The sequence below is a fragment of the Roseovarius mucosus genome, from assembly GCF_002080415.1.
In the GTDB taxonomy this organism is placed as follows: domain Bacteria; phylum Pseudomonadota; class Alphaproteobacteria; order Rhodobacterales; family Rhodobacteraceae; genus Roseovarius; species Roseovarius mucosus_A.
The window spans coordinates 1,772,069-1,791,421 of record NZ_CP020474.1 but is presented as its reverse complement, the minus strand read 5'-3'; the positions used below and the strand labels follow the sequence as shown (position 1 = coordinate 1,791,421).

At 60.5% G+C, this 19,353-nt stretch carries 20 protein-coding genes; 12 read left to right on the top strand and 8 right to left on the bottom strand.

Features of this window, described 5'->3' with window-relative positions; all coding sequences use genetic code 11:
• Nucleotides 1–3 precede the first annotated feature (3 nt).
• On the bottom strand, nt 4–903 hold the full coding sequence (locus ROSMUCSMR3_RS08685) for a DMT family transporter (protein WP_008281421.1): 900 nt from the start codon (nt 901–903) through the stop codon (nt 4–6).
• A 107-nt stretch (nt 904–1,010) separates the two neighbouring features.
• On the opposite strand from ROSMUCSMR3_RS08685, the gene ROSMUCSMR3_RS08680 reads away from it, so the two are divergent.
• From ROSMUCSMR3_RS08680 to ROSMUCSMR3_RS21775, 7 genes are all read left to right on the top strand, one after another.
• Entirely contained in the window at nt 1,011–1,784 is a 774-nt protein-coding gene (locus ROSMUCSMR3_RS08680) for an aldolase/citrate lyase family protein (protein WP_081507068.1), read from the top strand.
• Nucleotides 1,774–2,709 carry a glucokinase gene (locus ROSMUCSMR3_RS08675; protein ID WP_081507067.1) on the top strand — a complete coding sequence of 312 codons (936 nt, stop codon included), beginning with the start codon at nt 1,774–1,776 and terminating at the stop codon, nt 2,707–2,709. Before ROSMUCSMR3_RS08680 ends, ROSMUCSMR3_RS08675 begins: the two co-directional genes overlap by 11 nt.
• A gap of 46 nt (nt 2,710–2,755) precedes the next feature.
• Nucleotides 2,756–3,004: a hypothetical protein gene (locus tag ROSMUCSMR3_RS08670; protein WP_081507066.1), complete on the top strand. Its 249-nt coding sequence runs from the start codon at nt 2,756–2,758 to the stop codon at nt 3,002–3,004.
• Complete coding sequence (locus tag ROSMUCSMR3_RS08665) at nt 3,001–3,381, top strand: type II toxin-antitoxin system death-on-curing family toxin (RefSeq protein WP_081507065.1); 381 nt, start codon at nt 3,001–3,003, stop codon at nt 3,379–3,381. Before ROSMUCSMR3_RS08670 ends, ROSMUCSMR3_RS08665 begins: the two co-directional genes overlap by 4 nt.
• Nucleotides 3,382–3,456: 75 nt before the next feature.
• Entirely contained in the window at nt 3,457–5,412 is a 1,956-nt protein-coding gene (parE, locus tag ROSMUCSMR3_RS08660; protein WP_081507064.1) for a DNA topoisomerase IV subunit B, read from the top strand.
• Nucleotides 5,413–5,470: 58 nt separating this feature from the next.
• Complete coding sequence (locus ROSMUCSMR3_RS08655; RefSeq protein ID WP_081507063.1) at nt 5,471–6,061, top strand: DUF4145 domain-containing protein; 591 nt, start codon at nt 5,471–5,473, stop codon at nt 6,059–6,061.
• A gap of 475 nt (nt 6,062–6,536) precedes the next feature.
• Nucleotides 6,537–6,668: a hypothetical protein gene (locus ROSMUCSMR3_RS21775; RefSeq protein ID WP_008281428.1), complete on the top strand. Its 132-nt coding sequence runs from the start codon at nt 6,537–6,539 to the stop codon at nt 6,666–6,668.
• A 46-nt stretch (nt 6,669–6,714) separates the two neighbouring features.
• Here the strand turns inward: ROSMUCSMR3_RS21775 and ROSMUCSMR3_RS08650 are convergent, their stop codons facing one another.
• The gene (locus tag ROSMUCSMR3_RS08650; protein WP_081507062.1) at nt 6,715–7,200 is read right to left on the bottom strand and encodes a lytic transglycosylase domain-containing protein; all 486 of its coding nucleotides are present in this window, start codon (nt 7,198–7,200) and stop codon (nt 6,715–6,717) included.
• A gap of 125 nt (nt 7,201–7,325) precedes the next feature.
• Between ROSMUCSMR3_RS08650 and ROSMUCSMR3_RS08645 the strand changes: the two genes are divergently transcribed.
• On the top strand, nt 7,326–8,180 hold the full coding sequence (locus tag ROSMUCSMR3_RS08645) for an SDR family oxidoreductase (RefSeq protein WP_081508583.1): 855 nt from the start codon (nt 7,326–7,328) through the stop codon (nt 8,178–8,180).
• A 74-nt stretch (nt 8,181–8,254) separates the two neighbouring features.
• Here ROSMUCSMR3_RS08645 and ROSMUCSMR3_RS08640 read toward each other — a convergent pair whose 3' ends face one another.
• Genes ROSMUCSMR3_RS08640 through ROSMUCSMR3_RS08630 form a run of 3 tightly spaced genes read right to left on the bottom strand, consistent with a single transcriptional unit; the run spans nt 8,255 to nt 10,080 of the window.
• Nucleotides 8,255–9,328 carry a 5-(carboxyamino)imidazole ribonucleotide synthase gene (locus tag ROSMUCSMR3_RS08640; protein ID WP_081507061.1) on the bottom strand — a complete coding sequence of 358 codons (1,074 nt, stop codon included), beginning with the start codon at nt 9,326–9,328 and terminating at the stop codon, nt 8,255–8,257.
• Nucleotides 9,321–9,809: a 5-(carboxyamino)imidazole ribonucleotide mutase gene (gene purE / locus ROSMUCSMR3_RS08635; protein WP_008281432.1), complete on the bottom strand. Its 489-nt coding sequence runs from the start codon at nt 9,807–9,809 to the stop codon at nt 9,321–9,323. The genes ROSMUCSMR3_RS08640 and purE overlap by 8 nt, the downstream gene beginning before the upstream one ends.
• A gap of 46 nt (nt 9,810–9,855) precedes the next feature.
• A complete protein-coding gene (locus ROSMUCSMR3_RS08630; RefSeq protein WP_008281433.1) occupies nt 9,856–10,080 on the bottom strand; it encodes a YdcH family protein in 225 nt (74 codons plus the stop codon).
• A 159-nt stretch (nt 10,081–10,239) separates the two neighbouring features.
• Between ROSMUCSMR3_RS08630 and ROSMUCSMR3_RS08625 the strand changes: the two genes are divergently transcribed.
• Entirely contained in the window at nt 10,240–10,653 is a 414-nt protein-coding gene (locus tag ROSMUCSMR3_RS08625) for an Hsp20 family protein (protein ID WP_037297884.1), read from the top strand.
• Between the two features lie 6 nt (nt 10,654–10,659).
• On the top strand, nt 10,660–10,887 hold the full coding sequence (locus ROSMUCSMR3_RS08620) for a DUF1150 family protein (protein ID WP_008281435.1): 228 nt from the start codon (nt 10,660–10,662) through the stop codon (nt 10,885–10,887).
• A 77-nt stretch (nt 10,888–10,964) separates the two neighbouring features.
• On the opposite strand, the gene ROSMUCSMR3_RS08615 is transcribed toward ROSMUCSMR3_RS08620, so the two are convergent.
• Nucleotides 10,965–12,671 (bottom strand): bifunctional sulfate adenylyltransferase/adenylylsulfate kinase, encoded by a 1,707-nt coding sequence (locus ROSMUCSMR3_RS08615; RefSeq protein WP_008281436.1) that lies wholly within the window; start codon nt 12,669–12,671, stop codon nt 10,965–10,967.
• A 289-nt stretch (nt 12,672–12,960) separates the two neighbouring features.
• Here ROSMUCSMR3_RS08615 and ROSMUCSMR3_RS08610 point away from each other — a divergent pair, with 289 nt between their 5' ends.
• The gene (locus tag ROSMUCSMR3_RS08610; RefSeq protein WP_037297886.1) at nt 12,961–14,007 is read left to right on the top strand and encodes a cytochrome-c peroxidase; all 1,047 of its coding nucleotides are present in this window, start codon (nt 12,961–12,963) and stop codon (nt 14,005–14,007) included.
• 49 nt (nt 14,008–14,056) lie between these two features.
• Here ROSMUCSMR3_RS08610 and dapA read toward each other — a convergent pair whose 3' ends face one another.
• On the bottom strand, nt 14,057–14,932 hold the full coding sequence (gene dapA / locus ROSMUCSMR3_RS08605) for a 4-hydroxy-tetrahydrodipicolinate synthase (RefSeq protein WP_037297888.1): 876 nt from the start codon (nt 14,930–14,932) through the stop codon (nt 14,057–14,059).
• Nucleotides 14,933–15,081: 149 nt separating this feature from the next.
• Here dapA and ROSMUCSMR3_RS08600 point away from each other — a divergent pair, with 149 nt between their 5' ends.
• Nucleotides 15,082–17,034: a lytic transglycosylase domain-containing protein gene (locus ROSMUCSMR3_RS08600; protein ID WP_081507060.1), complete on the top strand. Its 1,953-nt coding sequence runs from the start codon at nt 15,082–15,084 to the stop codon at nt 17,032–17,034.
• 36 nt (nt 17,035–17,070) lie between these two features.
• Here ROSMUCSMR3_RS08600 and ROSMUCSMR3_RS08595 read toward each other — a convergent pair whose 3' ends face one another.
• Nucleotides 17,071–19,275: an NADP-dependent isocitrate dehydrogenase gene (locus ROSMUCSMR3_RS08595; RefSeq protein ID WP_081507059.1), complete on the bottom strand. Its 2,205-nt coding sequence runs from the start codon at nt 19,273–19,275 to the stop codon at nt 17,071–17,073.
• Nucleotides 19,276–19,353 lie beyond the last annotated feature (78 nt).

Genomic DNA, 19,353 nt, shown 5'->3' with positions numbered 1-19,353 from the left:
GGATCAGACCGGCGGGCCGGTGCGGGGCTGTGGCCTGTTGCGCAAGCGCCGGTTATGCGCTAGCGCCCAGAGGTTTGACGCAAAGAGCGCGCCAATCACCACGACACCCCCGAGGATGGCCCAAGGCCCCGGGTCTTCGCCGATCACCGCCCAGACGAGAAGCGGTGCCAAGACGGATTCGAGCAGGATGAGCAGCGCCACCTCTGCCGAGGCCAGATAGCGCGGGCCCAGCGTGAGCAGGCAGGTTGAGACGCTGATAAACGCCCCATGTGCCAGAATAAGGGGCCAGTTGGCGTGCCAGACGGTCATGGGCTGTGCCGCAGGCCAGATCGCGAGCGACGCCCCGAGAAAGGCCAGCGGAATAGCCGGGATCATCGACACCGCGCGCAACTGCCGCGCCGTGGTCATCGCCCCGGCAAAGCTGGCCGACACGCCAAGCGCGATCAGATCGCCATGCCAATGCGCGCCATGCGTCTCGCCCGAGCCCCAAGCGATCACGCCAAGCCCCGCAAACACCCCTGCCATGGTCAATACCATGCGTTTGCTGATGGACTCGCCCAGAAAAATCCGGCTGAAAATCGCAGCAAAGACCGGCATGGAGGCAAGGATAAAGACCACATTGGCGACGCTGGTCAGGCTTACGGCAAAGACAAAGCCGGGGGCGGTGATGGCAATCAGAAAGGTATAAAGCAAACCATGCTTGCCGGTTTTCGCAACCTCGCGGATGCCCCGAAACCCTTGAAACAGCAGCACGCCCGTCAGGATGACGGACCCCGCCGTGATGCCACGCCAAAAGGCGATGCTGGCGGCGTCGCCGTCGATCAGCCGCACAAAGAGCGAATCCGGCACGACGAACAGCACGCCGAGCGCGGTGATGATCAGACCTTTGAGATGCGTATTCATTGGGCAATCTCTGGGGGGAATGTCGGGCAAAGTAAACCCCGTCTTGGCTCTCGCCAAAGCGCGCGGGCGCGGTCTATGCTGCGCCGGACAGCCAGAGGAGTGCCGCGATGCCCGCCCCCGAAAACCGTTTCAAATCCGCCCTGTTGCGCGGTGAGCGTCTGATTGGATGCTGGGCTGGTTTTGCCGATCCTTACGCGACAGAGGTTCTGGCGAGTGCCGGGTTTGATTGGCTGGTGATCGACGGGGAACATGCGCCCAACGATTTACGCTCTATCTCGGCGCAACTGGCGGTGCTGGCGGGGCGGCAAAGCCTGCCGGTGGTTCGACTGCCGATGGGTGAAGCATGGGCAATCAAGCAGGTGCTCGACGTAGGCGCGCAGAGCCTGATCATTCCGATGGTCGAGAGTGCGGATCAGGCCCGCGCCCTCGTGCGCGCCACCCGCTATCCGCCCGAGGGTATCCGCGGATCTGGCGCGGCGCTGGCGCGGGCCTCTGAGTTCTCTCGGATCAAGGATTACATCCCCACTGCCAACGCCCAGATATGTCTCATCGTGCAGGTCGAGAGTATGGCCGGTATAGACGCGCTCGGGGATATTCTGGCGGTCGAGGGCGTGGACGGCGTCTTTATCGGCCCCTCCGATCTGGCGGTCGATATGGGGTATGTGGGCGATAGCCACGCGGCTGAGGTGCAAGAGGTCATTCGCGGGGCACTTGCCCAGATCGCCGCCTCACCCAAGGCCGCAGGCATCCTCGCGCTCGATCACGCCACGGCGCAGCGCTATGCCGATTGTGGCGCGCAGTTTCTGGCGGTGGGCATCGACGTGGTGATGCTGGCACAGGCAGCACGGGCGACCGTGGCGCGCTGGCGCGATGCGTGGTGAGAGCCTCGTCGCCGATGTCGGGGCAAGCTATACAAGGGTGGCGCTGACAGCAGGCTCGGCGCTCAAACCGGGCAGCGTGCAGCGCTTTGAAAACGCAGCGTTTGCCGGGCTCTTGCCGATCTTGGCGGCGTATCTTGCAGAGCACGGCACGCACCCGCGCGCAATCTGTGCCGGTGTGGCGGGGCCGGTGCGGGCGGGCACGGCGCAACTGACCAATCTCGATTGGTTCATCGACGGGGCCGAGATGGCCCATGCCACAGGCGCAACCGAGGTGCATCTGATCAATGACCTTCAGGCGCAGGGCTATGCGCTTGATGATCTTGACCCCGCATGGATCATGCCTGTGTTTGCAGGGCATCCTGACCCTAACGGCCCGCGCATGGTGCTGGGTCTGGGCACAGGCAGCAATATCGCGGTGGTGCACCGGGTTGGTGCCGACCTTTTAGTGCCGCCCGCCGAGGCCGGTCATTCCGGTTTGCCGCATCTGGGCGATGCGGCCAACGCGGTGATCGCGGCCTTGGGCGCAGAAGTGGCGCATAAACCCTATGAGGCGCTCTTGTCTGGCTCTGGGCTTGTGCGCCTGCACCGTCTGCGCAGTGGCGTGACCCTTACCGCGCCGGACATCCTGACCGGCGCATCACAGGGTCAGGGAGCATGCGCTGAGACACTCGCTTTGTTTCTGGAAATTCTGGGCGCTGTCATGGGCAATCTGGCACTCACCCATATGGCGACAGGAGGCGTGTTCCTGATCGGCGGACTGGCCCGCGCTATGGCGCCGCTGCTCAATAGGCCAGAGTTTCGTCAGGTGTTTGTCGCCAAGGGCCCGTATCGGCCCATTATGGAAGCCATGCCGATCCATCTGATCTCCGAGGATACCGCCGCACTCATTGGCTGCGCGCGCTACTTGCGGCAGAGGTTGAAATAATGGGCGTTTGAGTGTATATTTGAATATACATTCAAAGGATCACCCCATGAAGCGCCTGCATACCAATCAGATCTGCACCATCACCGAATTGCGCGAACCGCAAAAGGTGCTCGACGCGGCAGGTGGCAAGCCGGTGGCAATCATGAAGAACTCCAAATGCATCGGGTATCTGGTGCCCGAAGAGGCCACGCTGCAACAAGAGCCGCGTTATGCGACGATGGACGAGGTTATGGCCTCTATGCGCAGGCGTCGGGCCGAAAACCAGCCGGTGCTTGAGTATCTCAAAGACAAATGAGCTATGTGCTTCTCTCGGCTGAGCTTGTCGAGGCAATTCACGATGCGGTTCTCAACCCCGGTGAATTGCAGGGGCTTGCGCGCGACAAATCGCTTGAAGGGGCCTTGGCGCGTGTCGACAATCGCATTCTGTACGGGATGATCGAAGATGTCTTTGATCTTGCCGCCAGCTATGCCGAGGCGATTTCTCAGGGTCATTGCTTCAACGATGCTAACAAACGCACGGCGCATCAGGCAATGGATGTCTGTCTTGATCTGAACGGGGTCGAGATTGCGTGGCAGCCCGAAGACGTCGGCCAGCAGATCATCCGTCTTGCGCAGCGCCTGGATGATGCCGGGGAAATGGCCGATTGGTTGCGCGCGCAGGCTGGCGCATAGGCCGCAGCCACTTCCCCCGCCGCGCCCGCTCTGCCATACTGTCGCCCAACCCAAAAAACATAAAAGAGCAGTGGCATGAACGATCTTCTCTCGCCCACCCCGAAATCCGATTATGACGCCTCCTCCATTCAGGTGCTCGAGGATATGGAGCATGTCCGGCTGCGCCCCGGCATGTATATCGGCGGCAAGGACGACCGCGCTTTGCATCACATGGTGGCCGAGATCATCGACAACTCGATGGATGAGGCGGTGGCAGGCCACGCCACATGGATCGAGGTGGAATTACACGCCAACGGCCATGTCAGCGTGCGCGACAACGGGCGCGGCATTCCGGTTGATCCACACCCCAAAGACCCCAAGAAATCGGCGCTCGAGATCATCTTTTGCACGCTGAACGCGGGCGGTAAATTTTCAGGCGATAGCTATCAGACGTCTGGTGGCCTGCACGGCGTTGGCTCGTCGGTGGTCAATGCGCTGTCGGATCATCTGCGGGTCGAGGTTGCGCGCAACCGCGAGCTTTACATGATGGAGTTCTCGCGCGGCACTCCACAAGCGCCCCTGGCCAAGATTGGTGCTGCCCCCAACCGACGCGGCACTTCGGTGACGTTCCATCCTGATCCAGAGATATTCGGCTCTCTGACGCTCAAACCGGCGCGGCTCTTCAAGATGGCGCGCTCCAAGGCCTATCTCTTTTCCGGTGTCGAAATCCGCTGGAAAACCGAGATCAGCGATGGCGACACCCCGCAAGAGGCCACGTTCAAATTTCCCGGTGGCCTTGCCGATTATCTGGGTGAGGCCTTGGGCGGTGCCACCACCTATGCCGAGCGTCCCTTTGCCGGCACCGTCGATTTCCGCGACAAATACAACGTTCCGGGCAAGGTGGAATGGGCGATCAACTGGACACCTGCGCGCGACGGGTTCATTCAATCCTACTGCAACACAGTGCCCACGCCCGAGGGTGGCACGCATGAGGCCGGGTTCTGGGCGGCGATCCTCAAGGGGATCAAGGCCTATGGCGAGCTGTCCAATAACCGCAAGGCCGCGCAGATCACGCGCGAAGACCTGCTCGCGGGGGGTTGTGCGCTCGTGTCCTGCTTTATCCGAGAGCCGGAATTCGTGGGCCAGACCAAGGACCGTCTTGCCACCACCGACGCTGCCCGCATGGTCGAGGGGGCGGTGCGCGACCATTTCGACAACTGGCTGGCGGCCGATACCAAATCGGCGGGCGCTATTCTCGATTTTCTGGTGCTGCGCGCCGAGGAACGGCTGCGCCGTCGTCAGGAAAAGGAAACCCAACGCAAGACCGCAACCAAAAAGCTGCGCCTGCCCGGAAAGCTGGTGGATTGCTCTTCCAGCACCCGCGACGGCACGGAGCTGTTCATCGTCGAGGGCGATAGCGCGGGGGGCTCGGCCAAGATGGCGCGGGATCGCAAGACCCAAGCTCTCTTGCCGCTGCGTGGCAAAATCCTGAACGTGCTGGGCGCGGCCTCGTCCAAACTGGGCAGCAATCAAGAGATCAGCGACCTGACGCAGGCCTTGGGCGTGAGCCTTGGCAGCAAGTTCAATCTTGATGATCTGCGCTATGACAAGATCATCATCATGACCGACGCTGATGTCGATGGCGCGCATATCGCGGCGCTGTTGATGACGTTCTTTTTCACGCAAATGCGCCCGATGATCGACGCGGGGCATCTCTATCTGGCCTGCCCGCCGCTCTACCGGCTGACCCAAGGGTCAAAACGGGTCTATTGCCTCGATGAAGCCGAGCGCGATCTGTGGCTGGAAAAGGGGCTGGGCGGCAAAGGCAAGATCGACGTCAGCCGCTTCAAGGGTCTGGGCGAGATGGACGCCAAGGATTTGAAAGAGACGACGATGGACCCCAATTCGCGCAAACTCATCCGCGTGACGATTGACGAGGACGAACCCGGCCAGACCGGCGATCTGGTCGAGCGCCTTATGGGGAAAAAGCCGGAACTGCGGTTCCAGTATATTTCCGAGAATGCGCGGTTCGTGGAGGAGTTGGATGTTTGAGGGGGCGTGAAGATTGACTATAGAAATTCAATTCGATTGCCCGTTTTGCAAAACGAGCATGGCTGGCTTTAAGATTGAACGAGACATAAAAAGTCCGCGTAGCGACTATGCTTGGAACAGTATGGGCATATGTGGTGTTTGCAATGAAGTAGTAATGTTCATTTTTGAAACCTCGAATAAAGCAAGCGGACCTTCGCAAGACAATCATTTTTCTTGGAATTTTTCCCAGCAAGACATCGTGGAAACATTTCCCAAGAAAACCGGACCTCGGTTGACGGAAGCAACCCCTGAGAATGTGTTAAAGCCCTACATCGAAGCGGAAAAGAGCTTTGAAAGCGGTTTATTCAGTGCAGCAGCTTCATGTTATCGAAAAGCTATGGAGCGTGCGGTTAGACACGTTAATCCTGATGCGACTGGTATGCTTAACGCAAGGATACGAGGGCTGGAGAAACTTCAGATCCTCCCGCATCATATGATTGAACTGCTTGATCAGGTTCGATTGTTTGGGAATTCGTCCATGCATGAGGATGATGAAGACCCTACTTACGAGGATTGTGAAGCGGCACGCGAGTTTGCTTACCTTTTTCTTAGGTATGCATTCACCCTGCCTGCAATGGTTGCTGATGCAAAAGCAAAACAGAGCAAGTAGTTGTGAGCGGGATCAAGGCAAAGCTTGCTGCGCCGCCGCGCGATCGCCGGGCCGCCCGTCGCACCGGAGGCGCGCCGATTTAAGCGGCACGCCTTTGGCGTGACGGCCTGGCGCTTTTGAGGCGTGGTGCTCCGTCTTTGGGTCACATGTATTTGGCAGGGATAAAGTGGCAGCCACAACCGTTGCCTCGCCAGACCGCGGCCCGTCGACCGCGCGGCTGCCTCTTCCGGGGACAAGGCGCGACAGGCCGCATGAGATCCCCGCCTTCGCGGGTATGACGGGAGAAGGGCAGCGGCTCATCACCCCCCTTGTCGCCGCCCCTCTGCCCGCTTATCTTGCACTTTGCAGCACCGGCCCCGCGCCGTGCCTGCTGCGCCCGAGGGCTCATCGCCCTGACCCTGTCAGGCCCCCTGATCCCCTGAGCACGACCCGGCCCGGCACCCCGCCTGACCGGGATCCGTCAGGAGACGATCCCATGTCCAAAGGAAAAAGCCAGAGCAACCGTGAGGCCAAGAAACCCAAGAAGGAAAAGCCCAAGGTTCTTGCCACCGCGAATTCCAACAGTGGCAAGAACGCCACCGTGATTGCGGGCAAAGCGGTCAAGTAAACGCTGGGTCGACAACCGCGCAATCGGCTTGGATGTGACCTGCCCCTCAGGCCGAGCGCAGGCCGGTTTCCACTAGAAGCCCTTTGCGCTTGGCCTCGTAATAATACCCCCGCGCATACCACATGATCGCCGCATCAGGATTGCCATCCGCCACGATGTAGGCCCCGCGCAGGTATTTGACCCCGTATTTCAAATTGGTCTCGGCATTAAGCAACTCGGAGGCAGGCCCCCGATGCCCCATGCCGCGCGCCGTCTGGGGCAGGATTTGCAGCAGGCCATAATAGGGCCCGTTGCGCGCACCGGGGCGATGCGTGCTCTCTCGGATCGCCAGACGATGCACAAGGCTGCGCGGCACCTCGTAATGATCGGCATATTTGTTGATCAGACTACGCAACTCGGGCGTTTCATTGGGATAGAGGGGCGGATCAAAAGGGGCGTTGCGGCTGGACACTTCCGGCTCTGGCCGCGCACAGGCGGCCAGCGGGGCAACCGCGATGAAACCCAGAACAAGACGGCGACTGATCAAAGACATGGCGGCTCCTGAAAAACACTGGGTGCAAGATGCCTGTATCCGCCTTTTCGCGCCAGAGGGCTTGTATGGGGCAGGCGAAACCCCGCCGCCTTGCCAATCCCTGCCGCCCGCGCCATGTAAGGGCGATGACACAAACGCTTCTTTCCTTTGGCCACGGTTTTTCCGCCCGCGCCCTTACCGCTCGCCTGTTGCCGCAGGGCTGGCAGATCATTGGCACCACCCGCAGCGCTGACAAGGCCGAGGTTTTGCGCAGCGAGGGGGTGACGCCCGCGCTTTGGCCGGAGGATGATTTGCGGCCCGCTTTGGCATCGGCCACGCATCTGTTGATTTCTGCCGCACCCGATGCGGCGGGCGATCCGGTGTTGGCGCGGTATCGCGATGCGATTGCCGAGGCCGCGCCCCGGCTGGCCTGGGTTGGCTATCTGTCGACCACCGGAGTTTACGGCGATCATGCAGGCGGTTGGGTGGATGAGGCAACGCCGCTTACCCCCTCGACCAGACGCGGCCAGATGCGGGTTGACGCCGAGGCGGACTGGCAGGCGATCCCCGGTTTGCCGCTGCACATCTTTCGCCTTGCGGGGATTTATGGCCCCGGTCGCGGACCGTTCGAGAAAGTGCGCCAAGGCACAGCGCGGCGGATTGTAAAGCCGGGGCAAGTGTTTAGCCGCATCCATGTAGAGGATATCGCGCAGGTGCTGGAAGCGTCGATCAAGCACCCCAATCCGGGAGCGGTCTATAACCTCTGCGATGATGATCCGGCCCCGCCGCAAGACGTGATTGGCCATGCCGCAGACTTGTTGGGCCTGCCACTGCCCGAAGAGGTGGCCTTTGACGAGGCCGAGATGACACCAATGGCGCGGTCATTCTATGCGGAGTCAAAGCGGGTTTCGAACCGACGGATTAAAGAGGAGTTGGGGATAAAGCTGATTTATCCTGACTACCGATCTGGGTTGCGCGCGCTTTTAGCCGTCGGGGATTAAGAAGGGGGCGCTGCCCCCGTCCCGGACGTTGTCCGGGACTCCCCCGAGGTATTTTGGGCCAGATGAAGCCGGGGTCAGCCTTTGGATACAATCTTGTTGGCATGGCCCATCTTGCGCCCCGGCTTGACCTCTGCCTTGCCGTAGAGATGCAGTGAGACGCCGGATGCCCGCGCCAAGGCCGGCACGCGGTCCATGTCATCGCCGATCAGGTTTTCCATCACCACATCGGCATAGCGGGTGCCATCGCCCAAAGGCCAGCCAGCCACCGCGCGGATATGTTGCTCGAACTGGTCGATGGCGCAGCCTGCCTGCGTCCAGTGGCCGGAGTTATGCACACGTGGCGCGATTTCATTGACGATGAGGCCCTTGGGCGTCACGAAAAGCTCGACCCCCATCACCCCTACATATTTGAGACTGTTGAGGATTTTGGCCGCCAAAAGCACCGCGTCGGTGCGCTGTGCCGCTGTCAGGCGTGCGGGCACAGTGGTGGTGCGCAGGATGCCGCCCTCATGCACATTCTCGCCGGGATCGTAGCAGGCGACATCGCCTGCCTGATTACGTGCGGCGATGACCGAGACTTCGTGGGAGAATTCGACAAAGCCTTCGTAGATCGCGGGTTGCCCGGCCATGTCAGCCAGCGCTTGTTCGGCATCGGTAGGGGACATGATCCGCGCCTGCCCTTTGCCGTCATACCCAAAGCGACGGGTCTTGAGGATCGCAGGTATGCCGATTTCGGCAATCGCTTCGGCCATGTCCTCGGGATCATCCACGGCAGCAAAAGGGGCGGTCATCAGCCCCAGATCGCTCAGAAACGATTTTTCCAGAAGGCGGTCTTGACTGACCTTGAGGGCGCGGCGGTCTGGGCGCACTGGGCGCGCACGCTCTAGCACATCGAGGGCTGCGGTGGGGATGTTCTCGAATTCATAGGTGATCACATCGACAATTCCGGCAAAGCGGCGCAGCGCGTCTTCGTCTGTGTAGTCGGCCTGAATATGCTGATGCGCCACATGGCTGGCTGGGCAATCGCCACCCGGCTCAAAGATCACGGTCTTGAACCCCAACCGCGAGGCTGCAACCGAGAGCATGCGGCCCAATTGCCCGCCGCCGAGGATTCCGATCGTGGCACCCGTGGGAAGCATCTCACTCATCGCTGGGCTCATCCGGGATAGAGGCCGAAAGCGCCGCGCGCCAATCGTCCAGGCGCTGTGCAAGCGCGGCGTCAGAAATGGCAAGGATTGCCGCTGCCATCAGCCCGGCATTGGCCGCCCCCGCAGCCCCAATCGCCATCGTAGCCACCGGGAACCCCTTTGGCATCTGCACAATGGAGTAGAGGCTGTCGACGCCTGACAATGCCCGCGTCTGCACCGGCACGCCGATCACCGGCACGCGTGTCTTGGACGCCATCATCCCCGGTAGATGTGCCGCGCCGCCGGCCCCGGCGATGATCACCTGCAAGCCGCGCGCGACCGCCGATTTGCCGTAGTCCCAAAGCCGATCTGGCGTGCGATGTGCCGAGACGATGCGCGCCTCATATGCTACGCCCAATTCATCCAGAATCTGCGCCGCTTCGCGCATGGTGGGCCAGTCGGATTGACTGCCCATGATGATGCCGATCTTTACGCCTGCCATGTAACGCCCCTCGTATCGAAGCGCGCACTATACTGATCACGTAGGCCTACGCAATGATGTCCGGGTAAAGCCGGTCCTCGATCCTTGCGATCATGTCGCGCAGCCAGAGTTTTTTCTTCTTGAGCCGCTGGATCATCAACTGATCCGCCGTGCCCTTGTCTTGCAGCGCGCGAATGGCCTCATCCAAATCGCGATGCTCGCGACGGAATTCCTCCAACTCGACGCGCAACACATCCTCGGATTTCATCGACAGGTCGCTGAAGGCATTCATGGCATGCGATTCCTCTGGGCTCTTGAGCGTTTAAGATAGCGAATCGGAACCCGTTCGCAAAGCCCTTGCACGCCTGTGGACCAGCCCCCATATTCCTATCCATGGCCGCCGAAACGGGGCCTGCAAGATGGACGGTCGCTTAAGCTCAAGGACGTGTCGATGACAAAGCTTACTCTGGGGTCGCACCCCTATATGCTGGGGTTTGAACAGCTGGAGCGCATGCTGGAACGCAGCGCGAAATCTGGAAACGAGGGCTATCCGCCCTTCAACATCGAACAGACCTCGCAGAATTCCTATCGTATCACGCTGGCTGTGGCTGGCTTTGCCGAGGATAATCTGGCGATCACTGTCGAGGATCGGCAATTGGTAATCCGCGGCCGTCAGAGCGATGAGGCCGAAGACCGGCTCTATCTGCATCGCGGCATCGCGGCGCGTCAATTTCAACGCTCTTTCGTGCTGGCAGACGGGGTCGAGGTGGGTGAGGCGATCATGGAAAACGGTCTTTTGCATGTCGATCTGACACGGGCACAGCCCGAACCGGTGGTGCAGAGAATCAAGATCAACAAGGGGTAAGCGATCATGGATACGCGATATGATTTCGGACAGGATACAGATCGCCCCATCGTCTATGTGCGCGCGGTCAAAGTGGGTGATCTTCCCGCCGACATGCGCGAACAGGTGGGGGATTTGACCACGCTTTACGCGGTGCACACCGCCGAGGGTGAGCGTCTGGCATTGGTGCGAGACCGCAAGTTGGCGTTTTTGCTTGCGCGTCAGAACAATATGGAGCCGGTGACGGTGCATTGATGGCCCGTGCTTAGCCGGTCAGATGGCAAAAGGGCCGCCCCGCAGGGGACGGCCCTTTTTCGTTAAGTTAGCTGCGTTTAGCCGGCGATCAGGCCAAGGCTTTCGAGCTTGAGAATCACTTGATGCGCGCAGTTGTCGACATCGACATTCTCGGTCTCGACGCGCAATTCAGGGTTCTCGGGAACATCATACGGATCGGAGATCCCGGTAAACTCCTTGATCTTGCCTTCGCGGGCCAGCTTGTAGAGGCCCTTGCGGTCACGGCGTTCGCATTCCTCGAGGCTGGTCGAGACATGCACCTCGATAAAGGCGCCGAACTGCTCGACATCCTCGCGCACCGCGCGGCGTGTCGTGGCATAGGGGGCGATAGGCGCACAGATGGCGATGCCGCCGTTCTTGGTGATTTCAGAGGCCACATACCCGATGCGGCGAATGTTGAGATCCCGGTGTTCCTTGGAAAAGCCCAGCTCGGAGCTCAGGTTCTTGCGCACGATATCGCCGTCGAGCAGGGTTACGGGACGCCCGCCCATCTCCATCAGCTTGACCATCAGAGCGTTGGCAATGGTGGATTTGCCCGATCCTGAGAAGCCAGTGAAAAACACGGTAAAGCCCTGCTTGGACCGTGGCGGACGTGTGCGGCGCAATTCGCGCACCACTTCGGGGAACGAAAACCACTCGGGGATTTCCAGGCCTTCGGCCAAACGGCGGCGCAGTTCGGTGCCGGAAATATCAAGCACTGTTGCGCCTTCCGGCACTTCGGAAATCGGGTAATACTGGGCCTTCTCCTGCACATAGACCATATGTTTGAAATCGACCATCTCGATGCCGATTTCATCCTGATGCTGCTTGAACAACTCTTGCGCATCATAGGGGCCATAGAAATCCTGACCCTGACTGTTCTTGCCCGGGCCAGCGTGATCGCGACCCACGATGAAATGCGTGCAGCCGTGGTTTTTGCGGATCAGGCCGTGCCAGACCGCCTCGCGCGGGCCTGCCATCCGCATTGCCAGATTGAGCAGGCTCATCGTGGTGGTCGCGCTTGGGTATTTGTCGAGCACCGCCTCATAGCAGCGCACGCGGGTGAAGTGATCCACGTCCCCCGGTTTGGTCATGCCGACGACAGGGTGAATGAGCAGGTTCGCCTGCGCTTCTTTGGCGGCGCGGAATGTCAGTTCCTGATGCGCGCGGTGCAGCGGGTTGCGGGTTTGAAAGGCCACGACGCGGCGCCAGCCAAGTTTGCGGAAGAGGGCGCGCAATTCGTTGGGGGTATCGCGGCGGCCCCGGAAATCATAATGCACCGGCTGTTGAATGCCGGTCACAGGCCCGCCCAGATAGATTTTGCCAGCCGTGTGATGCAGATAGTTCACCGCCGGATGTGCCAGATCATCCGCGCCGAACACATGCTCGGCCTCGCGCGCCTTGTTGGGGGTCCAGCGGTCGGTGACAGTCATGGTTGCCAGGATCACACCCTCTTGGTCGCGCAGAGCGATGTCCTGACCGATTTCCAGACCGTCAGCGAATTTTTCGTTCACATCCAGCGTGATCGGCATCGGCCAGAGTGTGCCGTCGGCCAGACGCATGTGTTCGACAACACCGTCGTAATCGGCCTCGCTCAGAAATCCCTTGAGCGGGTTGAAGCCGCCGTTCATCAAGAGTTCAAGGTCGCAGATCTGGCGCGGGCTGAGATCCCAGCTGGTGAGGCTCGCGGCCTCGACTTTGAGCTTTTGCGCACTCTCGTAAGAGACATAAAGTTCGGGCACGGGGGCGAGATTAGGCAATTGCATCGGAATCCTCGGATAATGACGTTTTAAGAGGTGTTGCAAAGGCAACGTATTGCGGCGCGGCTTAGACCCGTAAGAGGTCTGAAATCAAGGCATAGCCGCATTGCGCGCGCATTTGAGGCTAAAATGATGCGAAAAGACACTGAGAGCGAACAACTGGATTTCTAACGCCTAATCCGGCGAACGTCTCGGGCAATTGCATGGGATATTGAGGCAGATCAATCCGCTCTGGCATTGGCTAGATTAGAATCGTTTCAAACGCGCGACTCATCGAAGCTAAAGGAGCAATTCCGTGACCCCTCCTCTCAAACTTATCCTCGGCACCCTGTCTGCCTTGGCCTTGGCGCAAGGCGCTGCTGCGTCTGATCTGCGCGAGCGCGCGCAAGAGCTTTTTGCGCCGTTGCCGTCGACCATCCCGGCGTTGAATGACAACGTGATCACAGAGGACAAGATCGACCTTGGCAAGGCGCTCTTTTTTGATCCGCGCATGTCAGCCTCGGGTGTTTTCTCGTGCAACTCCTGCCACAACCTCGCCACGGGCGGCGATGACAATATGGAGACCTCCATTGGGCATGCCTGGCAAAAAGGGCCGCGTAATTCGCCCACCGTTCTGAATGCCGTGTTCAACGAGGCGCAATTCTGGGATGGCCGCGCGGCGGACCTTGCCGAGCAGGCCAAAGGCCCGGTTCAGGCAGGTGTCGAGATGGCCAATACCCCGGAAAACGTCGTCGCAACACTGATGTCGATGCCGCAGTATATTGATTGGTTTACCGCCTCTTTCCCTGAGGAGGAGAACCCTGTCAGTTTCGATAATTTCGCCAAGGCGATTGAAGCCTATGAAGCAACGCTGATCACGCCCTCGCCCTTTGATGCCTTTCTCAATGGGGACGACGCGGCATTGAGTGACGGCCAAAAGGCGGGGCTTCAGTTGTTTATCGACAAGGGCTGTTCGTCTTGCCACAACGGCATCAACCTTGGTGGCAATGGCTATTATCCCTTTGGTCTGATCGAGAAACCCGGTGCCGACGTGCTGCCGCCTGACGACCGTGGCCGCTTTGCCGTGACCGAAACAGCTGATGATTCCTATGTGTTCCGTGCTGCGCCCCTGCGCAATATCGATCAAACCGCGCCCTATTTCCACTCGGGCAAGGTCTGGGATCTCAAGGTCGCGGTTCAGATCATGGGGACGTCGCAATTGGGGGAAGAAATCAACGATGCTGAGGCTGATCAGATCGTGGCCTTCCTCGGGGCGCTGACCGGCAAGATGCCAGAAGTGACCTATCCGGTCCTGCCCGCCGAGACCCTTCTGACCCCGCGTCCCACGGGAGAAGTGCAATAAAAATGGCGGGCGGGGGGCGTTTTGCCCCCCGCCGCGCGCCAAGTATGGGTTAGTTGATCAATCCGGCGTGGCGCATGCCGTCTTCGACCAGCGCCTTGGTCGGATCGCTAAGGCCCACCAACGGCGAACGCACCTCTTCGCTGCAAAGCCCCAGCCGCGACATGGCGTATTTGACGCCCACCAGCCCCGGTTCGACAAAGATCGCGCGATGCAGCGGCATCAGACGGTCCTGCAATTCCAGCGCTTTGGCATAGTCGCCCGCCAGCGTCGCCTCTTGGACCTGCGCCACCAGCTTGGGCGCGACATTGGCGGTGACGGAAATCACGCCAACCCCGCCCTGCGCGTTGAACCCATGGGCGGTCGCATCTTCGCCTGAAATCTGGATGAAATCCTTGCCACAGGATATGCGCTGGGCGCAGACCCGCGCCAGATCGCCTGTTGCGTCCTTGACCCCCACAATGCGTGGCAATTGCGCCAGTTTGCCCATGGTGTCAGGGGTCATGTCCACTACGGACCGACCCGGAATATTGTAAATGATGATTGGCAGATCGCAACAATCATGCAGCGCTGTGAAATGCGCAATCAACCCGGCTTGCGTTGGCTTGTTGTAATAGGGGGTCACGACCAGCGCGGCATTCGCCCCGACCTTGTGGGCGTGCTGCATCAACCGGATGCCTTCAAGCGTGTTGTTGCTTCCAGCGCCCGCAATAACCGGAATACGGCCCGCTGCGGCGCGCACCACCTCTTCGACGACCATCTCATGTTCCTGATGGGTCAATGTCGGGCTTTCGCCGGTGGTGCCTACGGGCACAAGCCCATGGCTACCCTCACCGATGTGCCACTCCACCAGTTTCTTGAGCGTTTCCACATCCACTGCGCCGTTCTTGAACGGCGTGACCAGGGCAGGAAAAGATCCTCTGAACATGACACGCTCCTCTTGCTGACTTTGTGGGCAGGACCCGCTAGTATTCCGGGCCATCGGCGGCAGACCGCACATCTGCACCGGCATCGTGCATGGACGCGGGCGCGCGGGCCGCTTAGGCTGGCGTTGTCTATCCTTCGCAAAAGCGGAAAATGCAAGAGATGTTGCGCGCGCTGATCATGGTTTTGGGGCTGAGCCTGTTGGTTTCGCCGGGGTATGCGTCTGATCTGCCACGGCAGGCACCACGCCCGCTGGCAACTGCGCTTGATGCCATGCAGGCTGGACGCTGGGAAGTGGCTGCTCGTCTGGCGCGGCGCGATGGAATCGCCGCTGCGGATCTGATCGAATGGCACCGTCTGCGTGCGGGTTTGGGCGAACCGGATGCGATCCTCGATTTTCTTGGCCGCAACGCCCATTGGCCCGGTCTAGACTATCTGCGTCAGCAGAGCGAAGAGCCGATGACCCATGCCGATTTCGACGATGTGTTGGCGTTTTATAAGGGCTACACGCCCCAGACAGGCACTGGCGCGCTTAATCTTGCGCGCGCTTTACAGGCACGGGGGCGGCAAGGCGAGGCTGAGATCGGCCTTGTGTTGGCGTGGCGCACGCTGGACCTGACGGGTGCCGAACATCAGGACTTCCTGCGCGAGTTTGGCGCGCTCTTGGCCCCGCATCACGAGGCCCGGTTGGAAATGGCGCTTTGGCGGGGCTTGGCGGATGTCGCGGATATGCTGCCCTTGGTCTCGGAGGAGGTGCGCCGTTTGGCGAAGTTGCGCGAGACTGTGAAACGCGACGGCGGTAAGGGGCTGACCGAGGCTGAGGCGCGCAATCCCGGCATCGCGTTCGAACTGTTCACCCGCCACCTGAGCAACGCGCCCGAGGATGCTATTGCTGTTCTCTTGCGCCAGAGCCGGATCAAGGCGGGGCTGGGAGAGCCGGAGCGCTGGGCCAGCTGGCGGCGCACCTTGGCGCGGCAGAGTATGCGCGCGGGCGAGGCGCAATTGGCCTATGATATCGCGTCTGTGCATCAGCTGGTCGAGGGGGCAAATTTTGCGGATCTCGAATGGCTTTCGGGGTATCTCGCGCTGACGTATCTCGACGCGCCTGAACTTGCGCTTGATCATTTCCAGCGCTTTCGTGCCGCTGTCGCCACGCCGATTTCGCTGGGGCGGGCGGGCTATTGGATTGGTCGCACCCAAGAGGCGCTGGGAGATCCCGAGGCGGCGCAACTGGCCTATGCCGAGGGGGCCGAATATCAGACCAGTTTTTACGGGCTATTGGCCGCTGAGGCGGGGAAGGTGGCATTTGATCTACGTCTGGCCGGGACCGAGGGCACACCCGACTGGCGCGGTGCTGCGTTCGCGCAAACCGACCTGCATGAGATTGGAACGCTGGCCCTGCGCATGAACGATCTGAGCCTTGCGCGGCGGTTCTTCCTGCATCTGGCCGAAACCCAAGATCGCACCGGCCTTATGCAAATGGGCCATATGCTCGAAGATCTCAAGCAGCCCCATCTTCAGGTAATGTTGGGCAAGACGGCGGCAGAGCGTGGGGTGATCGTGGAACGCCCCTATTATGCCCTGCATCCGATGGTGGACATGGACCTGCCAACGCCGATGGAACTGGCGCTTGCGATTGCCCGGCGAGAGAGCGAATTCAACCATGTGGTGGTCAGCGGCGCAGGCGCGCAGGGGCTGATGCAGCTTATGCCCGGCACGGCGCGTGATATGGCGCGTGATCTGGGCCTGCTCTATGTGCCCTCAGATGTGCTGAATGACTGGGTTTATAACGCGCGGCTTGGATCGGCCTATCTTGCCGGGTTGGGTGCCCGGTTTGGTGGCAATATCGTGCTGGTCTCGGTCGGCTATAACGCTGGTCCGGGACGCGCGGCGCAATGGATCGAACAGTATGGCGATCCGCGGGGCCGCGATGCTCATGGGATCGTTGACTGGATCGAGCATATCCCATTCCGCGAAACCCAGAATTACGTGATGCGCGTGGCCGAAAGCCTGCCCGCTTACCGCGCCCGTCTGGGCAAAGACCCGCTGCCGCGCCCCTTCTCTGAGGAGCTGGCCGGGAATAGCGTGGCCCCGGTTGGAGAGTGAACCGCGCGACCCAAAGGGCCGCGCGGTCAGTGCCTGTTAGCCGATAATCGCGTTCAACGTCGCACTTGGGCGCATCACCGCTGCCAGCTTGGCCGGATCAGCGTGGTAATAGCCGCCAATATCGGCGGGTTTGCCCTGGGCTGCGGCCAATTCCCCAACGATTTTGGCTTCATTCTCGGCCAAGGCCTGTGCGACTGGCGCGAATTCTGCAGCGAGGGCTGCATCCTCGGTCTGGGTCGCCAAGGCCTCGGCCCAATAGCGGGCAAACCAGTAGTGGCTGTCGCGGTTGTCAGGCTCTCCGACCTTGCGGCTTGGTGAGCGGTCATGATCCAGAATACCCTGCGTGGCGGTTTCGGCAGCCTCGCCCAAGACACGGGCGCGGTCATTGCCGTTGGTTTCGGCCAGAAACTTGAGGCTCTCGCCCAGTGCGCAGAACTCGCCCAAGGAATCCCAACGCAGGTGATTTTCCGACTGCAATTGCTGCACATGCTTGGGCGCAGAGCCGCCGGCCCCGGTTTCGAACATGCCACCGCCCTGCATCAGCTTGACGATGGACAGCATCTTGGCGCTGGTCGCCAATTCAAGGATCGGAAACAGGTCTGTCAGGTAGTCGCGCAGCACGTTGCCGGTGATGGCGATGCTGTTCTCGCCTTTGGTGATGGTTTCCAAAGAGGCGCGGGTTGCCTCACGCGGGGCCATGATCTCGAACTTGTCCTCGACGCCGCGTGCCTTGAGGATCGGTTTTACCATCGCGATCAGCTCTGCGTCATGGGCGCGCGCCGCATCCAGCCAAAAGATCGACCGATAGCCGGTGGCCTTTTGCCGCTCAATGGCCAGATTGACCCAATCCTCGATCGGGGCTTTGCGTGCCGAGGCCGAGCGCCAGATGTCGCCCGCTTCCACGCTATGCTGATGCAGCACGGTGCCATCTTCGAGCATCATCTTGACGGTGCCAGTCTGAGGGATTTCAAAGGTGGTGGGATGGCTGCCGTATTCCTCGGCCTTTTGCGCCATCAGGCCAATGTTCTGCACTGTGCCTGCGGTTGCCGGGTTCAGTTTGCCATGCTCTTTGAAGAACTTGATGGTCTCGTCATAGACCGGCGCATAGGCGTTGTCTGGGATGACGCAGACGGCATCATGTTCTGCATTGTCCGGGCCCCAGCCCTTGCCGCCGGCGCGGATCAGCGCGGGCATGGAGGCGTCGATGATCACGTCGGACGGCACGTGCAGATTGGTGATCCCCTTGCCGGAATCCACCATGTAAAGCGGCGGGCGCGCGGCCATGCAGGCCTCAATCGCGGCCATGATTTCGGCCTCATCCTTTACCTTGGACAATAGGTCGCCCAGCCCGGAATTCGGATTCACGCCAAGGGCGGCCATTGCATCGCCAAACTGCTCGAACACCGGAGCAAGGAAGGCTTTGACCGCGTGACCAAAAATGATCGGGTCCGAGACCTTCATCATCGTGGCCTTGAGGTGGATGGAAAAGAGCACGCCTTCGGCCTTGGTGCGCGCGATTTCCTCGGCAAGAAAGGCGTCAAGTGCAGCGGCGCTCATGTAGGTGGCATCGACCACGGTGCCCGCCGGATAGCTCAGCCCATCCTTGAGCACGGTTTCGCCAGCGGCGGTTTCCAGAACAATCTTGGCCTTTGCGGCCTGTGGCAGGGTGGCGGATTTCTCGTTCGAGAAGAAATCCCCCCCCGACATAGCGGCCACGCGCGTCTTGCTGTCGGCGGACCAATCGCCCATGCGGTGCGGATTGGCTTGGGCGTATTTCTTGACGGCACTCGCGGCGCGGCGATCAGAATTGCCCTCGCGCAGAACCGGGTTCACGGCAGAACCCTTGAGCGCATCGTAGCGCGCGCGCGCGGTTTTCTCGTTTTCGGTCTGCGGGTCCTCGACGTAATCGGGGATAGCATAGCCTTGTCCTTGCAATTCGCGGATTGCTGCAAGGAGTTGCGGCACAGAGGCCGAGATGTTCGGCAGTTTGATGACATTAGCGGTGGGGGTTTTCACCAGTTCGCCCAGTTCCGCAAGATCGTCGGCGATACGCTGTTCTTCGGTCAGATGCTCGGGGAAAGAGGCAAGGATGCGGCCTGCCAGCGAAATATCCTTGGTGCCGACGGTCACATCTGCCGCCGCCGCAAAGCGTTGGATGATCGGCAAGAGCGAGGCGCTCGCCAGTTCGGGGGCCTCATCGACCTTGGTGTAGATGATATCGGGGGTATTGGACGTGGCCATCGGGGATCCTTTCCGATCAGGGGATGCGCGCGGCGGCCCTGCGGCGCAGGCGCGCGACTCGTTGGATTGAGCTTGTCT